Source organism: Sphingobacteriaceae bacterium, from assembly GCA_016715905.1.
Lineage (GTDB): Bacteria > Bacteroidota > Bacteroidia > B-17B0 > Aurantibacillaceae > Aurantibacillus.
This window is the reverse complement of sequence record JADJXI010000020.1, coordinates 108,704-127,877: the sequence shown is the minus strand read 5'-3', so window position 1 is coordinate 127,877 and position 19,174 is coordinate 108,704. Positions and strand designations below refer to the sequence as shown.

Below are 19,174 nucleotides of genomic sequence, written 5' to 3'. Positions count from 1 at the left end.
TTTGTCTTTTTATAAAACTATATTTTATTTTGTTCTTATTAATTTGCTTTTCTGCAAGTCCAATTTCGCTCAATCCAATCTTGATAATGACACCTCTCTCATTGCTTATCCGGCAATTTTTGATACCACATCAAAAATTAATTACCTACCTCCTAAAAACGGAGAAAATAAATTATTTGCTGATCCGGAATTAAATTATAAAAACTCGATTGAGCATAAAAAAGGGTTATTCGAAAAACTAATAGACTGGCTTGCTGATAAATTATTTGGAAATACCAGTGGCAAACATGTAGACTTAGCTAGAAGCATTTTAATTTGGATAACGGTTATTATTTGTGTGGTTATTATGATTCGGATTTTTTTAAAATCAGAAATATCTCGTTTAATACATCCGAAATCTAAAATTATAAAGTTTAATTTTTCTGACATAACAGAAGATTTAAATAAAATAGATTTTGGACAAAAAATTAAAACAGCTGAGAAAGAAAATAATTTTCGTTTAGCTATAAGATGGCAATATTTAAAAATTCTGCACATTTTAAATAGCAGTGGTAAAATACATTTTGAAACATATAAGACAAATATTGATTATATACGCGAATTGAAAAGCGAAACTTATATTTTACCTTTTAAAAAATTAAATAACATTTATGAATATGTTTGGTATGGAGAACATGTAATAGATGAAACTCAATATCAAAAACATGTAGAAGACTTTATTTATTTTGAGAAGGAGTTAAATGTTTAAAGATCATAAGAAATATTTATACGCATTCATAGGCATTTTTATTGTAATTATTGGTACACAATATCTATTACCTAAACCGGTTAATTGGAACAGAACTTATTTAGGAAAAGATAAATCTCCATTTGGTGGCTTCGCAATCAAACATTTATTAAAAGGAGTGTATGCCAATCAGGTAGAAGAAAATAAACAAACCTTTTATAATCTGAATAACAAAGTTTCAGATTCAACTTCGATTTTATTAATCAATGACAAAATTGAATTGAATAAAAACGATTACCAAAATTTAATTCAAATACTCGAAAAAGGAGCTACTGTATTTATTGCTGCCAATGAATATTTCGGTGTATTAGCTGATTCTATGCACTTAAAAACTTCTTATGTGTCGTTTAACTTTCATGAAAACTTTGATTCGCTTTTAATGAAAAACGGAGATGAAATTCAACTACTTCAAACTAACGCTAATACAAAATACATCTATCCTCAAGTAGCTTGGGTTTCTTATTTTGAAAATTTCGACTCTACTTCATTCCGAGTTGAAGCAGTTACAAAAAATAATTTGGCTTGCTTGCTGAAAAAATCCGTTGGTAAAGGAAATCTTTATTTATTTAGCACACCGGATGTTTTTTCTAATTACTTTATTGTTAATCATGCTAATCGCTTTTTGACTTACTCACTTTTAAGTAGAATTAAAACCAAAAAAATAATCTGGGATGAATACTACAAAACTTATAACGTTAGTAATTATTCATTCCTTAAATTCATTTTAGATCATGATTCATTATATACCGCTTATTTAGTATTAATTTTTACCATTTTTATTTATATGCTTACAGAAGGAAGACGTCGGCAAAGAGCTATTCCGGTTATTGAGCCCGTTAAAAACACAACCCTTGAATTTATTGATGTAATTTCTCATGTTTACTTTAATAGCCAACAACACCATAATATTGCACAAGAAAAAATAAGGTATTTTTACGAACATATTCGTCACAAATTTAATGTAAATACAGCAGCACTACATGAAAAAACCTATCACGAAATAAGTGAATTAAGCGGAATAGAATTTAAAAAAATAACTCAGCTTTTTAATTATTGCGAAAAACTGATTGCTTCAACAGATGTAAGTGAACTTGAACTCATAGAATTAAACCGACAAATAATAAATTTTAATAAAAATAGTTTACGATAATGGAAAATAATTTCGAAAGCAGAATAAACCTAAGCGGGTTAACGGACAAAATGAATTCCGTAAAAAAAGAAATAAGCAAACACATCATTGGCCAGGATAAAATGATTGATTTGTTATTACTGGCCTTGTTGGCAGACGGACACGTATTAATTGAAGGTGTACCCGGTGTTGCTAAAACAATTACTGCAAAATTACTGTCCAAAACAATTCACGCAGAATTTAAACGCATACAGTTTACACCTGATTTAATGCCCAGCGATATCATCGGAACTTCCATCTTCAATGTTAAGAATAGTGATTTCGAATTTAAGAAAGGTCCGATTTTTGCCAATATTGTTTTAACCGATGAAATTAATCGGGCACCGGCTAAAACACAAGCCGCCTTATTTGAAGCCATGGAAGAAAGACAGGTGAGTGTTGATGGTCATACCTATAAATTAGATGAGCCCTTTTTAGTTTTGGCTACACAAAATCCTATAGAGCAGGAAGGAACCTATCGTTTACCTGAAGCGCAATTGGATCGGTTTATTTTTAAAATAATGGTGAATTATCCTGAGCACGAAGATGAGAACACCATGCTTTTAAACTTTCACAACAATAAAGGCATGATTGACGTGAATCAAGTAACACCAATCCTTTCTAAAAAAGAATTGATAGCATTTAGAAAAACAATTGCTCAAATTGTAGCTGAAGGAAACTTATTAAAATACATCACATCCATTGTACAAGCTACCCGAAAAAATCCTTCCTTATTTTTAGGGGCATCACCACGTGCCAGTATTGCTATTTTAAATGCAGCCAAAGCCAGTGCCGCAATTCAGGGTCGAGATTTTATTACTCCGGATGATATTAAATTTGTTTGTCCCCCGGTATTACGTCATCGAATAATATTAACCCCGGAAAAAGAAATGGAGGGAATTACTACTGATGCTGTTATTCAACAAATCATAGATAAGGTAGAGGTACCCAGATGATTTCTTAACCAAGGCGTATTTTTTAAATTCAAAAACATTTAACTAATATTAAATTATTCAAAATAAAATCTTTGTACCCTTTGTGGTTAAAAAAATGAAAAATGTTCTCAAACATATTAAACTTAGTAAAACATTGTATGTCCTGCTATTTGTTAATATAGTTTTGTATGTTTTATCTTTTCTTTTTCCTATTCTTTACAGCATTGCCTTCAGTTTTCTTATTTTATTAATCCTTGTAGCCGTTATTGATACAATTTTATTATTCCGAAACGAATTGCCCTTGCATCTTAGTCGACAATCAAAATTCGCCCGATTGAGCAACGGTGATAGCAACGAACTTTATCTTGAAATTGAAAATCTTTACGCGTTTAAAATCAAAATAAAACTTATTGATGAATTACCCGTTCAATTCCAACAAAGAGATTTTTTAATCAATATAAAATTAAATTCGGGAGAACAAAAAAAATTAAGTTACACCGTTAGACCCGTTGAAAGAGGAGAATATCACTTTGGGAAAATAAATGCTTTGATATGTTCACCAATTGGATTTATCGAAAGACATTTTGTTTCCGGTGAAAATTTCATGTTAGCCTGTTATCCTTCCTTTTTAAAATTAAATCAGTATGAGTTATTAGCTATTAGTAATCGCTTGAGTGAAATCGGAACCAAAAAAATAAAAAGAATTGGTCACAGCAGCGAGTTTGAACAAATTAAAGAATATGTAATTGGTGATGACGTAAGAACTATAAATTGGAAAGCTACCGCGCGTAAAAATCAATTGATGGTGAATCATTACCGAGATGAGAGAGCACAACAGGTTTATTGTTTAATTGATATGGGTAGAATAATGAAAATGCCATTTGAAAAATTAAGTCTGTTGGATTATGCCATCAACGCGGCATTGGTATTGGGCCATATAGCCTGGATAAAAGATGACAAGCCCGGTTTAATCGGATTTTCAGATAAAATTAATTACCAAGTACAGGCTGAGCGAAAAGGGAATCAATTATTGAGGCTGCAAGAAACTTTATACAATGCCAAAACAGATTTTAAAGAAAGTAATTACGAGATGCTGTTGACTTATACCCGGACAAAAATTACCCAACGCAGTTTATTTTTACTTTTCACCAATTTTGAAACCTTGAGTGGCTTAAAAAGACAAATGAAATATTTGCGAAAAATAGCTACACAACATTTGCTGGTGGTTATCTTTTTTGAAAATACCGAACTCAAAGAATTATTAAATAAAAAACCGGAAAGTACCTTTGAAATATATGAGCAAACAATTGCCGCCAAATTTGATCAGGAAAGAAGACAAATAATTAAAGAACTGCAGCAATACGGAATTTTAAGCGTTTACACTTCACCGGAAAATTTAACCGTGAACACCTTAAATAAATATCTGGAGATTAAAACTAGGAGTCTTCTTTAGTAAAAATGAATCCTATTTCTTGGCTAATTTTAGATTGACGTGATGATCTTGATGCTCATCATCTATTTAAAATGAAAAGTGATAACAACGACATTAAATTTACTTTGACACCTTATATCCAATTTGCTTTCGTGGTTTTATTTTTTCTTTCTTCTCAATTAATTCATCCAGATATTGAAAGACAAGTTCTATGTTTTTAGTATTGTTATCCGTCTTCCTTCGTATCGCATCAATTGCCAATCTTAATTCTGCGTTGTCAAATAGCATTTGCCTTACTCTTACAAAAACTCTTACTATTTGTATATTAATATTAATAGCTTTGTCACTATTCAATATACTTGACAGCATCGCCACTCCATGCTCTGTAAAAACCAAAGGTAAATATCTTCTTCCTCCTCTGCCATTTTTTGAGGTCACAGATTGTGACCTCAAGTCATCGAACTCTGTTTGCGTTAGCTCAAACATAAAATCTTCCGGAAATCGTTTCCTGTTTCTTTTGACAGCCTGATTGAATACTTTTGTTGCTACTCCATACAATTCTGCTAAATCTTTATCTAACATTACTTTTTGTCCCCTGATTAAATAGATCTTTTTCATAATAATTTCATCAGGAACATTCATTATTTTTTCAATCTTACTCATTACTCAAGTAAAATTAGAGAGTAAATAAATTATTTCTTGCAATAATTTATAGTATGCTGAAAAATCAAACCTGTGAGTAAAAGGAAATATTGTTGTAAGAAATCAACAAAAAGAATGAGTCCTTATTTCGATATAAAAAAAATGCCCGACTCTTCATCGGGCATTTTCAATTTCTTTATTATTAAATTAATTTTTCAGAAAACTCAAAAGTTTTTCTACACTGGCTTTTGCGTCACCATAGAGCATTTCAGAATTTGGTTTGTAGAATAAAGGATTATCCTCTCCGGAATAACCGGCCGACATAGAGCGCTTCATGATAATTACTTTTTCTGCTTTCCAGGCTTCAATTACCGGCATACCGTAAATGGAACTTGCCGGATCATCTTGTGCACTTGGATTAACCACATCATTTGCACCAATCACCATTACCACATCGGTATCCGGCATATCATCATTAATTTCATCCATTTCTAAAACTATATCGTACGGCACGTTAGCTTCGGCTAATAACACATTCATGTGTCCGGGTAAACGACCTGCAACAGGATGAATAGCAAAACGCACATTTTTATTGGCCTTGCGTAAAGTTTGTACCAAATCGAAAATTGGATATTGCGCTTTAGCAACAGCCATACCATAACCCGGAACAATAACAACAGATTTTGCTTCTTTTAATAAGCTTGCAACCTCTTCGTGATTTAATGCAGTTACTTCACCTTCCATTGCTTTTTTCTCACCTTTAGGTCCCATACTTGAGCTTGCAAAAATAACAGAGAAGAAAGAGCGGTTCATGGCTTCACACATATGCATAGAAAGAATTGCACCGGAACTACCTACTAGTGCGCCGGTAACAATTAATAAATCATTCCCTAACATAAATCCGGCCGCGGCAGCTGCCCATCCTGAATAAGAGTTTAACATAGAAACCACAACCGGCATATCGCCACCTCCAATTGCCATTACTAAAACAACACCGATAAAAGAAGCAATGGCAGTCATAATTCCTAAATAAAGTAAACCACTTGTACCTTCCGCTTGGCAGAAAAGAACGCCCATGGCTATAGAAGCAAGGAGTAAGATTAAATTCATCAGTTGCAAACCGCTGAATGACCAAGGTTTTGAAGGAACCTTACCATCTAATTTTCCCCAAGCAATAATTGAACCGGTAAATGTTATTGCGCCAATAAATATTCCTGCAAAAACTTCAACCAAGTGAATGGTATGCGCAGCACCGGTTAAAAGTTGTGTAGCTGGATCTAAATAAGAACCAATACCAACCAATACGGCAGCTAATCCAACAAAACTATGCAGGATGGCTACCAACTGCGGCATCGCTGTCATTTCTACTTTACGCGCTACAAGAATTCCTATTACTGAAGCAACTGCAATTGCTGCCATAATATAAACGTGACCTTCAACACCCTGCCCTAATACAGTTGCAATAATGGCGATAATCATACCCACAATACCATACATGACACCGCGCTTAGCAGATTCCTGAGAAGAAAGTCCACTTAAACTTAAAATAAACAAAATACTTGCGAACAAGTAAGCTGCTGTTTGTATTTCTTTTGCTATAAACATAAAACTCAATTAAATCTTTTTTTTATTTTCTTATTTGCTGAATTATTTCTTGAACATTTTCAACATACGGTGAGTAACTACAAATCCTCCCACTATATTGATACTGGCCACTAAGATGGCAACCGATGCAAGAATGGTCATGATATTATTGATATCGTTTTTAGTTTGTAATAATCCTCCTACAATAATGATTCCGCTAATCGCATTGGTTACGGCCATTAATGGAGTATGCAAAGCGTGAGATACATTAGAAATAACTTGCCAACCCACAAACACAGCTAAAACAAACACGGTGAAATGTTGAATAAATGCCGGAGGAGCAAATGCACCAACGAATAACAATAAACCACCAACAACCGCTAAACTTATTAAAGTAGAAATAGCTGTTTTTTTGGCTTTTGCTTCATCTGAAATTTTTATTTCTTCTGCAGTGGGAGGAGCAGCTTTTTTAGCACCACCACCGGCAGTTGGACTAACTTGTAATGGAGCCGGAGGCCAATTAATTTTTCCATCGTAAGTTACCATGGCGCGTGAAACAACCGCATCTTCCATGTCAATTTTCCATTTATCAGCTTTACCCATATCATCTAAGAGATGGCATAAGTTGTTACCATATAATTGAGAAGCCTGGTTGGGTAATTGACTTAATTTACCTACTATGGTTACACCATTATCAGTTGTAAAAATTTCTCCATTTTTTGTAAAGGCACAGTTACCACCGGTAGAAGCAGCTAAATCCACAATAACCGAACCCGGCTTCATCGCAGCCACATGATAATCCATCCATAATTTCGGAGCAGGTCGACCCGGAATTTGAGCGGTAGTAATTACGATATCAACTTCTTTGGCTTGCTCAGAAAATAATTTCATTTCCGCTTCAATAAATTCCTTACTCATTTCTTTTGAGTAGCCCGAAGCAGTTGCTCCATCTTCTTCAATTTCTACAGTAAGAAATTGAGCACCCATGGATTCAATTTGTTCTGCAACTTCTTTACGCGTATCAAAAGCACGAACTATTGCGCCTAATGAATTGGCGGCACCAATAGATGCCAAACCGGCAACACCGGCACCAATAACTAAAACTTTTGCGGGTTCAACTTTTCCGGCAGCTGTAATTTGTCCGTTTAAAAATCTCCCGAAATGAAACGAGCCTTCGATAACTGCTCTATATCCAGCGATGTTAGCCATTGAAGACAATACATCCATTTTTTGTGCTCTGGAAATACGTGGAATGGCATCCATTGCCACCGCATTTACTTTTTGTTCTGCTAATTTTTTAAGTAAGTCCTGATTTTGTGCAGGCCACAAATAACTTAACAAAACCAAACCCGGTTTCATCATGTTTACCTCTTCAACCGAAGGTTCTTTTACTTTTAATACAATATCTGAGTTGCCGTAAATTTCGGCTGCGGTATTCACAATTTTTGCTCCGGCTTCTTCAAATTCTTTATCCGAAAAATTGGCTTTTTGGCCGGCATTTTTCTGAATATAAACTTCAAAACCCTGTTTTTGGAGTCGTTTTACCGTTTTTGGAGTTGCGGCTACTCTTAATTCGGTAGGCGCAATTTCCGCTGGAATTCCAACTTTCATATATTTAAAATTTAAAGAGACAAATAACGAAAAATATTCAGAAAAAAAAAATAGGTAAAGAAGAAAGAATTAGGACTATTTGAGCAAATCAGGCCGTTTTGCTTTGGTTCTTTCAACACTTTGTTCATGTCGCCATTGCTCTATTTTAGAGGTATGACCGCTCATTAGTATATCGGGCACTTTCCAGCCATTGTACTCGGAAGGACGTGTAAATACAGGCGGAGCCAATAAATTATCCTGAAAGGAATCGCTTAAAGCTGAGGTTTCATCATTTAAAACTCCGGGCAACAAACGTATTACTGCATCACTTAAAACGGCAGCAGGTAATTCTCCCCCACTCAAAACATAATTGCCAATACTCACTTCACGCGTAATTAAATGTTCGCGTACTCGTTCGTCAATTCCTTTATAATGGCCGCATAACAAAATAATATTTTTTTGTAAAGAAATTTGATTCGCCATTTTTTGATTGAGCAATTCCCCATCCGGACTCATATAAATAATTTCGTCGTATGTACGCTCTTTCTTTAATTTTGAAATACATTTGTCAATGGGCTCAATCATGAGCACCATACCTGCCCCACCACCAAAAGCATAATCATCAATTTGTTTTTGTTTATTCTCAACGGCATAATCGCGTAGATTAATTAAATTAACTTCAACCAAACCCGAAGCTATAGCTCGTTTTAATATAGAGTGATTAAAATAACTTTCCAGTAAATCAGGAACCGCGCTTATAATATCGAATCGCATGTTGTAAAATTATTAAATAATAACAGGCTTTTAAATATTTTTTTAAACCTCAACGGCCAAAAGTGTTACATCATCTACTTGTTCCAGTATGCCCTTCCATTCATTAAAAAAAGTTTCCAGCTTACTTTTTTGTTGTGCAAGTGGGAGTGAGTAGGTTTGTTCGAGCAATATTTCCAATTGCTTATACTTCAATTTTTTTCCTTTTGGGCCACCGAATTGATCCGCAAATCCGTCAGTAGAAAAATAAATTCTATCCCCTTTTTTCAGCTTAATTGTATTTAATGAAAATTCAAATTCAGGATTATAATTATCGGCACTAATGGAATGCTTATCCGGAGCGATATATCGTAAACCCTGTTCATCACAAATGTATACCGGTATATGTGCCATTGAACATTTTAAGGTTAGATTATGAAAATCAATTTCTGCTACGGCAATATCTAATCCATCCCGCAAATCTCTTGAATGTCCTTTCGACTTCAAGGCCTCAGGTAATTCTTTGGATAAAAAGTTAAGCACAGTTTCGGGTGTGTTCGTGTCAGGATGTCTAACAATATGATTTAATAAAGTATAACTGATTAAACTCATAAAGGCACCGGGCACTCCGTGTCCGGTACAATCGCACATGGCTATGATAGATAATGGGGTTTTGGCCGGACCCACTTCGGGAACATGATAAGTCCAATAAAAATCTCCACTAACAATATTGCGTGGTTTATAAATCACAAAATTATTAGGCAAACACTTTTTTAATTCTTCATCTTGAGGGAGGATGGAATTTTGAATTCGGCGAGCATATTGAATGCTATCTACTATTTCCTTCTTTTGTGCTTCTATTTGGTGATTTTGACCGGTTAATAAAGCGTTTAAGGTTTGAGCCTTCTTATAATTTTTATAGAATAACAGAGCCAAAGAGGCAATGACAATTGCAACTAAAATTCCGGCTATATTAACGAACTTATTAAATTGGATTTGTTTTTTTTGAGCCTCATTTTCCTTGTCTTTTAATTCGTTTAAATTGGAAAGTAAGCTAATTTCTTTTTCCGATTGTTCTTTTTGAAATTTTGCTTCCATTTCAAGCGTTGCGTCTTTAAAAGTTATTTTAGAAAGTGAGTCGCTCAGTAAATGAAATTCTTTATAGTACTTTAAAGCCTCTTTAATATTTCCTTTGGCTTCATTTAATTCGGCATTTAGTCCCAATAAATCCCGGCGTGATATTTTATTTCCTAAACTTTTATTGGCCTCAATAGCTAAATTTAAATACTTAGTTGCATTTACATAATCTTTCATAAATAAATAGCAAATAGCAATATTCTGATATGTGATTGACTTTGATCCAATGTCGTCAGGTAATATAAGGCTTTCTTGTTTTTTAAAATAATTCAGCGCTTTTTTGTAATCTTTCTTTTCCTCTAAATAAATACCTCCCATACCTGCTATAGCTGAAATTAATCCATCAACATTTTTCAGTTTCTCGTAAATAACATAAGCCTCATTACAGGATTGCAGAGCCAGGTCAAATTGACTGTTCCTTCTATAGGCATTAGAAAGATTATTGTTTGCAGTTGCAACACCGTAATCATCATTTAATTCGCCATAAATTTGTTTAGCCTTATTTAAGGCATTTATTGCCTCGGTGTAATTTCCTTGGTTTTTATAAAGTATTCCTAAATTATTATAAGCGTAAGCTGTTATTCTTTTGTCGTTTATTTTTTCTGTTATCTTAATAGCCGAAAATAAATCTTCAAATCCGGGTTTATAATCGGCGTTATTCCGAAAGTAAATGGCTCTTGTTACCAATGCTTTCGCTTCTCCGCGTGAATAAGCTACTTGTTTAGCAATTGAGATAGCAGTATCAGCATACTTTAATGCTAACGGTGGTTGCTTATAAAGTAATCCTCGGGCAATTAAAATAAAATTTTTCACTTTATTACTATCCTCCTTCATGGTGGCTGATTTTAAAATCAAAGAATCGATTTTACTTTGACCACAAACCATGAATGAAATAAGTAAATTAACTATTGTTATAACGTTTTTCAAAGGAATACCAAGTTAAAGATAATTTACAGTATAAAAAAATACAACCCAATAATAGAATTAGATTCTGTTAAATCGCTTTCCCCTATTTGGGGTGATGTAAGTTAATAATCCTATAAGTAATTTTATAGAGTGAAATTTATCGTTTTCATAAGTATAATTTTAATGCCATTAATTTCTCATACTCAGGTAAAGGAATTGAAAGCCATACGTATTTATAAAACTCCAAAAATTGATGGTTTAGATGCAGATAGTTGTTGGAATGGAGTAGATATTGCGAAAAATTTTATACAACGTGATTTGCACCCCGGAGTGGAATCGGAATTAGAAACGGAAGTAAAATTGGTTTATGATGATGATGCCATTTATATTTTTGCGAAATGTTTTGATACCTCAACGGATAGTATTTTAAAAGAATTAAGCGTTAGGGATAATGAAGCCAATGCCGAATTATTTGGTGTTTTTTTGGATACCTATAACGACGATATTAATGCCTTTGGTTTTTTTGTTACCTCAGCCGGCACCCAGATTGACGCACGTTATAGCGAGAACAATCAGGATTTTAATTGGAATGCTGTATGGTTAAGCGAGGTGAAAATTAACGGAAACGGATGGTATATTGAAATGAAAATTCCATATTCTGCTATTCGTTTTTCAGATAAAGAACAACAAACCTGGGGAATAAATTTTATAAGAAAAATAAGAAGAAAACGTGAAAATTCATTCTGGAATCCCATTGATCCGAAAATAGCGGCTTTGGTTAGACAATTTGGAGATTTAACCGGCATCGAAAATATTAAACCTCCTGTTCGTCTTTCCTTAACACCTTATGTTGCAGGAATTGCGAATCACTATCCTCATCAGGATAAGGACATTAAGGACTTCACTTATAATATGAGCGGTGGTATGGATGTAAAATACGGAATCAATGATGCGTTTACATTAGATATGACGCTGGTTCCGGATTTCAGTCAGGTGCAATCCGATAATCAAGTGCTCAATCTAACCCAATTTGAAGTACAGTTTCAGGAAAGAAGACCTTTTTTTACAGAAGGAACAGAATTGTTTAATAAAGGTGGGTTGTTTTATTCCAGAAGAGTTGGCGGTGTTCCTTATGATGCCGGCCGAATTTTTGCTGAACAAAAACCGGATGAAAAAATTATCAAAAATCCTTCTCAAACCCAATTGTTGAATGCCACAAAATTTTCGGGAAGAACAGCCAAAAAACTGGGGATAGGAATATTTAATGGGGTTGCGAATAACACCTATGGAACATTGCAAGACAGTACCGGACACACCCGTAATATATTAACATCACCACTTACCAATTATAACATCACAGTGTTTGATCAATTCTTGCCTAACAACTCTTTTGTTACGCTAATTAATACCAATGTAACACGCGAAGGGCATTACCGCGATGCCAATGTAAGTGGTGGTTTATTTCGCTTCAATACAAAAACCAACAAGTACACCATAAGCGGCAAAGGAGTTATGAGTAATATTTTTAATCCGGGAGAATCAACTCCTTATAGCGGTTATCAAACACATTTTGAAGGGGGAAAAAACGGAGGACAATTTACTTATAATGTTTATCACACCATAAATTCTGATCAATTTGATCCCAATGATTTAGGAATTCTTAATATGAGGAATAATACAGAAGCCGGGTTGGTGTTACATTACCGGATTTTTAAACCCTTTTGGAAAGTAAATAATTTAAACAATACCTTACGTGTAGTGTATCAACGCATGTTTAATCCAAATGCTTTTTGGAATTTTGGAGTGTACGGTAATAGCAATACTACTTTTACAAAACATTTTTTTACCTGCGGAATAGATTATGGTATTGAGCCCATACTAACCTATGATTATTATGAAGCACGTATTCAAGGGAGATATTATGAATTTCCGATCAATTATAATATGGGTGGATTTATTTCAAGTGACTATCGTAAAAAATTTGCCTTAGACATAAGAGCAAACTATAAATACTTTATTGAAAATTTACGTACGGATAATTCAATTTCTATTTCACCTCGTTATCGGGTAAACGACAAGCTTTCATTTATCTATGAGGTTTCGAACACGTTGCAAGATGACAACATTGGATTTGTTAATTACAATTACTTAACCGATACAATTACCTTTGGAAGAAGAAATCTGCAAACCGTTAGTAACATTTTCTCCGGGGCTTTAAAATTCAATAATAAAATGGCCGTTACTTTTAGAATGCGTCATTATTGGTCAACCGCTAAATATTTGCAGTATTATACTTTATTAAGTAATGGCAAATTACAAGTGAGCAATTATTCAAATAACCACGATGTAAATTTTAATGCGTTCAATATTGATGTGGTTTATTTCTGGCAATTTGCTCCCGGCAGTGAATTAAATATTGTTTGGAAAAGCGCTTTGTTGAGCAGGGTTAATCAAATGGAATTCGATTATTACACCAATTTTAGAAGTTCATTAAATTCGCCGCAGGATAATTTGTTATCAATAAAATTACTTTACTATTTAGATTTTAACCAGGTTAAAAAAGGATTCAGAAAAAGAACTGCATAACTAAATATTTTCTTTTATATTTATCCGAAAGTATTAGTTATGAATCAAAAAATTGGGTATTTAATTTCATTTAATTTATTATTTATTGCTTTAAATTTATGTGGTCAGGATACGCATTATTGGACAAATCAATTCGGCCCACGATCAGCCTTATTAGGCGGAGCTGTAGTTGGAGGTGTAAGAGATAATAGCGCAGTTTATTATAATCCCGGAGCTTTGGCCTTAATTGATACGAATGCGCTTTCTGTTAGTGCTACCGGTTACCAATATGATATTTTAAACATCAAAGGAGGTGCAGGTGAGGGATACGACCTTAAATCAAATCAAACTCGCATTATACCTTTAATAATGACCGGGATTTTTAAATTAAAAAAATTACCAAGGCATTCGTTTGGCTATGCTATTCTAACGAAGGACCAAACGGGGATGAAAATGTCGGCACGAAATGATTCTGAAATGAAAATACTACCGGATAGTAATTGTGCGGGAAATCAGGATTACATTGGTCAGTTTAATTTAAAAAGCGCTTTGAATGAACAATGGTTTGGAGGTGCCTGGGCATATAAATTAAACGAACATATATCTGCGGGCATTACATTATTTGGAGCGTTAAGGGATCAAAGCTTAGAGTATTCATTTATTTCGAGAGTATCACCTGACGATACTTCATTTTACTCACTTTTTGTATCGCCGGTTATCTCATTCAGTGATGTACAATCAATTAACTATACTCACATGAGAGGATTTGCAAAAATGGGATTAGCATTTGATTATAAAAAGTTTAAGTTTGGTTTTGGAATTACAACACCCGGATTTAAAATATTTTCTTCGGGCTCTATCATCAGAGATGTTCAATACAATAATTTAAATTTAGATAATCAGAACTTAACAAGCTACACCGTTGGCGCGGTAAACTATGCTAATCTTGTTGTAAAAGCCGATTCATTTAGAACAAATTTACATAGTTATGTAATTAACGACAGACAAACCACAGATGAAAATAATCTACAGGTAAATTATAAGTCGCCAACCTCTATCAGTGCTGGTTTTGAGTATATTTTCAAAAGAAGTTCTCTTTCCTTTAGTATGGAGTGGTTTGCCGAAATATGGGATTACAGTTTAATTGAACCTGAAGACAGAGAAGTTATGCGACCAAAAAAATCAAAATTTGGAGTTTCGAGTTTCGATTTAATGCATGTATATGGCGGAACATTAGGTGTAACTAATTTTGCCTTTGCTTATCAATATCACATTAATTCAAAACTTACAGCCATGAGTAGTTTCAGAACAAATTGGTCAAGTAGCATAGGAGAAAATAACACGAGAAAAACCGGCGATGTAGGCATGATTGTAAATCAAACAGATTGGGACTTATACCACATAACACTTGGGGCCAAGTATAAAAAGAAAAAATCTGACGTGTCCATCGGCATAGGTTACGCCTGGTCTAACGCTGTTTCGCCACAGGAACAATTGGTTAATTTAAAAGAACCTTCAGAGGAATTTAACTTGGCCGGTGACACTTATGATCGACATGCATTTGTAGACTATAAATCCATTTCGCTCATACTTGGCTATACGTATTATTTTAAGTAATTTTTCTTCTTACAATAAATCATTCGCCAAATTAGCTAATGCACTTCTCTCTCCTTTTTCTAAAGTAATATGCGCATAAAGCGGTTGTCCTTTAACCTTATCAATCAAATAACTTAGGCCATTACTTTGTGCATCTAAGTATGGAGTATCTATTTGATGAACATCGCCTGTAAAAACAATTTTGGTATTCTCCCCCGCCCGCGTAATAATGGTTTTTACTTCGTGTGGCGTTAAGTTCTGCGCTTCATCCACAATAAAAAAAACATTACTTAAACTTCTTCCGCGTATATAAGCTAATGGACAAACCACTAATTTTTGAGATTCCACCATCTCATTGAGCTGTTTATGCTCTTTATCCTTTTCACTAAACTGACTTCTTATATATTTTAAATTATCCCAAAGCGGTTCCATGTAAGGATTCAACTTACTATTTACATCTCCCGGTAAATAACCAATATCCTTATTACTCAAGGGAACAATTGGGCGCGCTAAATATATTTGATGGTAGTTTCTTCTTAGCTCCAAAGCGCCGGCCAGCGATAATAAAGTTTTTCCGGTACCGGCTACCCCTTGAATTGTAACCAACTTAATATCCGGATTCATGATTGCATCTAATGCAAAAGACTGCTCTGCATTTTTTGGAATTACACCAAAAGCCGCGGTTTTAATTACACGCTCCATGGTTTCCTCTTCTTGATTATATCTGGCTAAAACACTTTGCGATCCGTTTTTTAAAATATAGTATTGATTAGGTAAGCTTTTTGTCTTTTTTAGCACAGCGCTGGCTTTACAATTTCCTTGATTATAAATGGCCGCAATATTGTTATTGTCTACCTTATTAATTTCAGAATATCCGCTATATAATTCATCTACCTCTTTTATTTTACCGGTTTCATAATCTTCCGCTTGCAAATTCAATCCTTTTGCTTTAATGCGTAAATTAATATCCTTAGTTACTAAAATAACTTTTCTGCCGGGATTCTGTTCTGAAACGTATAAAGCCGTGTTTAATATACGATGATCAGCTTTTCGATCATCAAAAATCTTTTCGGCGTTTACGGTGCTTTTCGAATGCATTTCGATTTTAAACTTTCCTCTATTCGGACCATTTATGGGTGTCCAGTCTTGTAAAGAGTTTTTACCGCTTAATTTGTCTACATATCTCGTGAATTCTCTGGCCGCGTAGTTTTTAGTATCGTTTCCTTTTTTGAAGTTGTCCAGTTCTTCCAAAACAGTTATAGGTATAACCACATCATGTTCTGCAAAATTTTTAATTGCGGTGTGGTCGTAGATGATAACAGAGGTATCCAAAACAAAGATTTTTCGTGCTCCGATACTTGCCTTTTTAGATTTTAAAGCCATGAGAAATAAAGTAAATAACTGGTATCAAAACTATTCATCGAAGTGGTTAATTGAGGGTTATACTCAAATTGATTTTAACATCTAACTGTTTATTCAGCCTAAAAGGCTGGATTTCAGAAAATAGACGAGCGGTTTGTTTTGAATCCTTTTTTTAAATACATTCGGTCATATAAAAATATACCATGAAAAAAATTTATTCTACCCTATTCTTTTTATTGAGCGCAATCTTAACACATGCTCAATGTATGTTAGTACCTATTTCATCAAACGAAAAGGTAAACAACAGTTCACTTATAATAGAAGGTGAAGTAATTTCTAAAAAAGCATTTTGGAATACAGCCCATGACTATATTTATACTTCAAATCTCATTCGGGTTGATCAAATTTTAAAAGGAAGCGTATCTCAATCTTTTGTAGAAGTGATTACGCAAGGTGGAATAGTTGAATCTTTTAAAATTGAAGTTGAGCCTGCCTTAATACTATCGGCTGAAGAGCATGGTGTGTTTATGTTGAATACTTCTGCCCTACCCAATCAGCATGGTTATAACACTTATGAAGCTTATGGCGATCCTCAGGGATTTATAAAATTTAATGTAGATGGTTCTGCTAACACTCCCTTTAAAGCATATAAGCAGATTAATGTTGAATTGAAAAATGAGTTGGCCTCATTATTAAATAAATCCTTAGCAGATTTTAAAGACTTAAATCCGCAATCTAAATTTTTAGGAGCTAACCAAATTATGGCTATGCCGGTAACTGCATTTTCGCCGAATAATATTACCGCCGGTACGGCAAGTCAGTTAACTATAACAGGCACAGGCTTTGGTGCAACTCAAGGCGCCAATTTTGTGCAATTCAGAAATGCGGATGATGGCGGTGCAACAAACATAACTCCGCACTCTACACAATATATATCTTGGAGCAATACACAAATAGTAGTGCAAATTCCTTCCCGAACTACGAGTACCGCCGGCGTTATGAGTGGTCAGGCTGGATCAGGAACCTTTACCGTAAATATTGGCGGTACACCAAACGTTAGCCCGTCTAGTTTAACCGTTACTTATGGGCATTTAAATATATTTACGACCAGCACACTAACTGCTCAAAAAATATTCGACACCCGTCATCATGGTTTAAATGGTTCTGGTGGAATGACCTGGAGAATGTTTACCGGATTTGACTCCAATACTCCGGCAAAAAATGATTTTCAAACCGCATTTGTTACCTGGAGATGTAATACCTATATCAATTGGCAAATTGGAGCAACCACTGCTGTGAATACAATAGCTTCTGATGGCACAAACGTAATACGTTTTGATATTGGAGGAGAATTACCGGGCGGCGTTTTAGGAAGATGTACTTCTTATTTCAGCGGTTGCTTTTCAGGTGGCACCTGGAGATGGCATGTAACTGAATTGGATATTGTATTTGACAGTGGAACAAACTGGCAATATGGAGCAGGACCCGTTGGTGGTTCTCAATTTGATTTTGAGTCGGTTGTTTTACACGAATTAGGACATGGTCATCAATTATCCCACGTTATTAATAACTTGGGAGTAATGCATTATTCTATTGGTGGTGGTCAAATAAAAAACACCTTAAATGTAAATGATATTGCCGGAGGAAATGCAGTAATGACTAGAAATTTATCCGGAGCAGTTTGCGGAAATCCAATCATGGTAGCATTAACACCGGGCAGTTGTAATTTGGCAGCACCGGTAGCATCATTTAATGTAACTTCTCCGGTTTGCACTGGACAAGTAATTAATTTAAATGATAATTCAGCTAACAATCCTAATCAATGGCTATGGACTATGACAGGAGGATCACCTGCAACAGCAACTACACAAAATGCAACCACCAGTTATGCTACTCCGGGTGTAAAAACTATCACCTTACAAGCTATTAACGGAATAGGCTCTAATGTAACAACAAGAACAGTAAATGTTATTTCCGGACCGAATGTAGCTGTTACATCTGCGTCCGTTTGCAGTGGAAGTGGCGGAGCTACCTTAACGGCTTCAGGTGCTAATGCATATACGTGGAATCCCGGTGGATTAACAGGAAGTATTCAAGCATTGAATCCGGGCTCAACCACCAACTATACGGTTACCGGAACCAATGGAACTTGTAATAATAATGGCGTTGGAACTTTAAGTGTTGTAAATGCTCCAAACATCATTGCTTTCCAATCTTCAACAGCAATTTGTGTTGGTGAAACAGTAACCATTACTATTGGAGGAGCAACCAGTTACACCACAAATCCCGGAAGCATAACAAACACTTTTGTTACTGTTTCCCCTTCTACAACTACGCAATATACCATTACCGGAAGTAACGGATCTGTTTGCCAAGGCACAAAAACATTAGATTTAGTTGTGAATTTGTGTACCTCTGTTTCTGAGTTAAATCAATTAAATGATTTACAAATTTACCCTAACCCCGCAATAGATAAATTATATCTTGAGTTTTCTGTTTTATTTAACGGAAATATTAAAATAGAAAATATTCTCGGACAAGAAATTTATTCTGAAAAATTAAATAGTACAACCAAACATGAGGTAAGTTTACAAAATATGGTTCAAGGGATTTATTTCATATCTGTTTCTGATGAAAAAAATAATCTAAGAATTATAAAAGTTATAAAAGGGTAATAATTTTTCAAATAACAAAAAAGGGAACCAAATTGGTTCCCTTTT

Annotated in this window: 13 protein-coding genes; 7 read left to right on the top strand and 6 right to left on the bottom strand. The window is 34.4% G+C overall.

Annotation, left to right across the window (positions count from 1 at the left end; genetic code table 11):
* The first annotated feature begins 1 nt into the window (after position 1).
* From IPM51_16000 to IPM51_15985, 4 genes are all read left to right on the top strand, one after another.
* Entirely contained in the window at positions 2-748 is a 747-nt protein-coding gene (locus IPM51_16000; GenBank protein ID MBK9285799.1) for a hypothetical protein, read from the top strand.
* Positions 741-1,937, top strand: coding sequence for a hypothetical protein (locus IPM51_15995; GenBank protein ID MBK9285798.1), 1,197 nt, complete (start codon positions 741-743; stop codon positions 1,935-1,937). Before IPM51_16000 ends, IPM51_15995 begins: the two co-directional genes overlap by 8 nt.
* Positions 1,937-2,911, top strand: a complete 975-nt coding sequence (locus IPM51_15990; GenBank protein MBK9285797.1) for a MoxR family ATPase — start codon at positions 1,937-1,939, stop codon at positions 2,909-2,911. The genes IPM51_15995 and IPM51_15990 overlap by 1 nt, the downstream gene beginning before the upstream one ends.
* Positions 2,912-3,005: 94 nt before the next feature.
* Positions 3,006-4,343 carry a DUF58 domain-containing protein gene (locus IPM51_15985; protein ID MBK9285796.1) on the top strand — a complete coding sequence of 446 codons (1,338 nt, stop codon included), beginning with the start codon at positions 3,006-3,008 and terminating at the stop codon, positions 4,341-4,343.
* Between the two features lie 99 nt (positions 4,344-4,442).
* Here the strand turns inward: IPM51_15985 and IPM51_15980 are convergent, their stop codons facing one another.
* The 5 genes from IPM51_15980 to IPM51_15960 form a co-directional block, all read right to left on the bottom strand.
* Positions 4,443-4,985: an ORF6N domain-containing protein gene (locus IPM51_15980; GenBank protein ID MBK9285795.1), complete on the bottom strand. Its 543-nt coding sequence runs from the start codon at positions 4,983-4,985 to the stop codon at positions 4,443-4,445.
* A 186-nt stretch (positions 4,986-5,171) separates the two neighbouring features.
* Positions 5,172-6,563: an NAD(P)(+) transhydrogenase (Re/Si-specific) subunit beta gene (locus tag IPM51_15975; protein MBK9285794.1), complete on the bottom strand. Its 1,392-nt coding sequence runs from the start codon at positions 6,561-6,563 to the stop codon at positions 5,172-5,174.
* 48 nt (positions 6,564-6,611) lie between these two features.
* A complete protein-coding gene (locus IPM51_15970; GenBank protein ID MBK9285793.1) occupies positions 6,612-8,159 on the bottom strand; it encodes a Re/Si-specific NAD(P)(+) transhydrogenase subunit alpha in 1,548 nt (515 codons plus the stop codon).
* A gap of 75 nt (positions 8,160-8,234) precedes the next feature.
* Complete coding sequence (gene trmD, locus IPM51_15965; protein MBK9285792.1) at positions 8,235-8,912, bottom strand: tRNA (guanosine(37)-N1)-methyltransferase TrmD; 678 nt, start codon at positions 8,910-8,912, stop codon at positions 8,235-8,237.
* Between the two features lie 42 nt (positions 8,913-8,954).
* Entirely contained in the window at positions 8,955-10,952 is a 1,998-nt protein-coding gene (locus IPM51_15960) for a tetratricopeptide repeat protein (GenBank protein ID MBK9285791.1), read from the bottom strand.
* Positions 10,953-11,114: 162 nt separating this feature from the next.
* Here IPM51_15960 and IPM51_15955 point away from each other — a divergent pair, with 162 nt between their 5' ends.
* Both IPM51_15955 and IPM51_15950 read left to right on the top strand, forming a co-directional pair.
* Positions 11,115-13,517 carry a carbohydrate binding family 9 domain-containing protein gene (locus IPM51_15955; protein MBK9285790.1) on the top strand — a complete coding sequence of 801 codons (2,403 nt, stop codon included), beginning with the start codon at positions 11,115-11,117 and terminating at the stop codon, positions 13,515-13,517.
* 39 nt (positions 13,518-13,556) lie between these two features.
* The gene (locus IPM51_15950; protein MBK9285789.1) at positions 13,557-15,113 is read left to right on the top strand and encodes a hypothetical protein; all 1,557 of its coding nucleotides are present in this window, start codon (positions 13,557-13,559) and stop codon (positions 15,111-15,113) included.
* Between the two features lie 9 nt (positions 15,114-15,122).
* Here the strand turns inward: IPM51_15950 and IPM51_15945 are convergent, their stop codons facing one another.
* Positions 15,123-16,475, bottom strand: a complete 1,353-nt coding sequence (locus tag IPM51_15945) for a PhoH family protein (GenBank protein ID MBK9285788.1) — start codon at positions 16,473-16,475, stop codon at positions 15,123-15,125.
* Positions 16,476-16,657: 182 nt separating this feature from the next.
* Between IPM51_15945 and IPM51_15940 the strand changes: the two genes are divergently transcribed.
* Positions 16,658-19,129: a T9SS type A sorting domain-containing protein gene (locus IPM51_15940; protein MBK9285787.1), complete on the top strand. Its 2,472-nt coding sequence runs from the start codon at positions 16,658-16,660 to the stop codon at positions 19,127-19,129.
* The last annotated feature ends 45 nt before the right edge of the window (positions 19,130-19,174 follow it).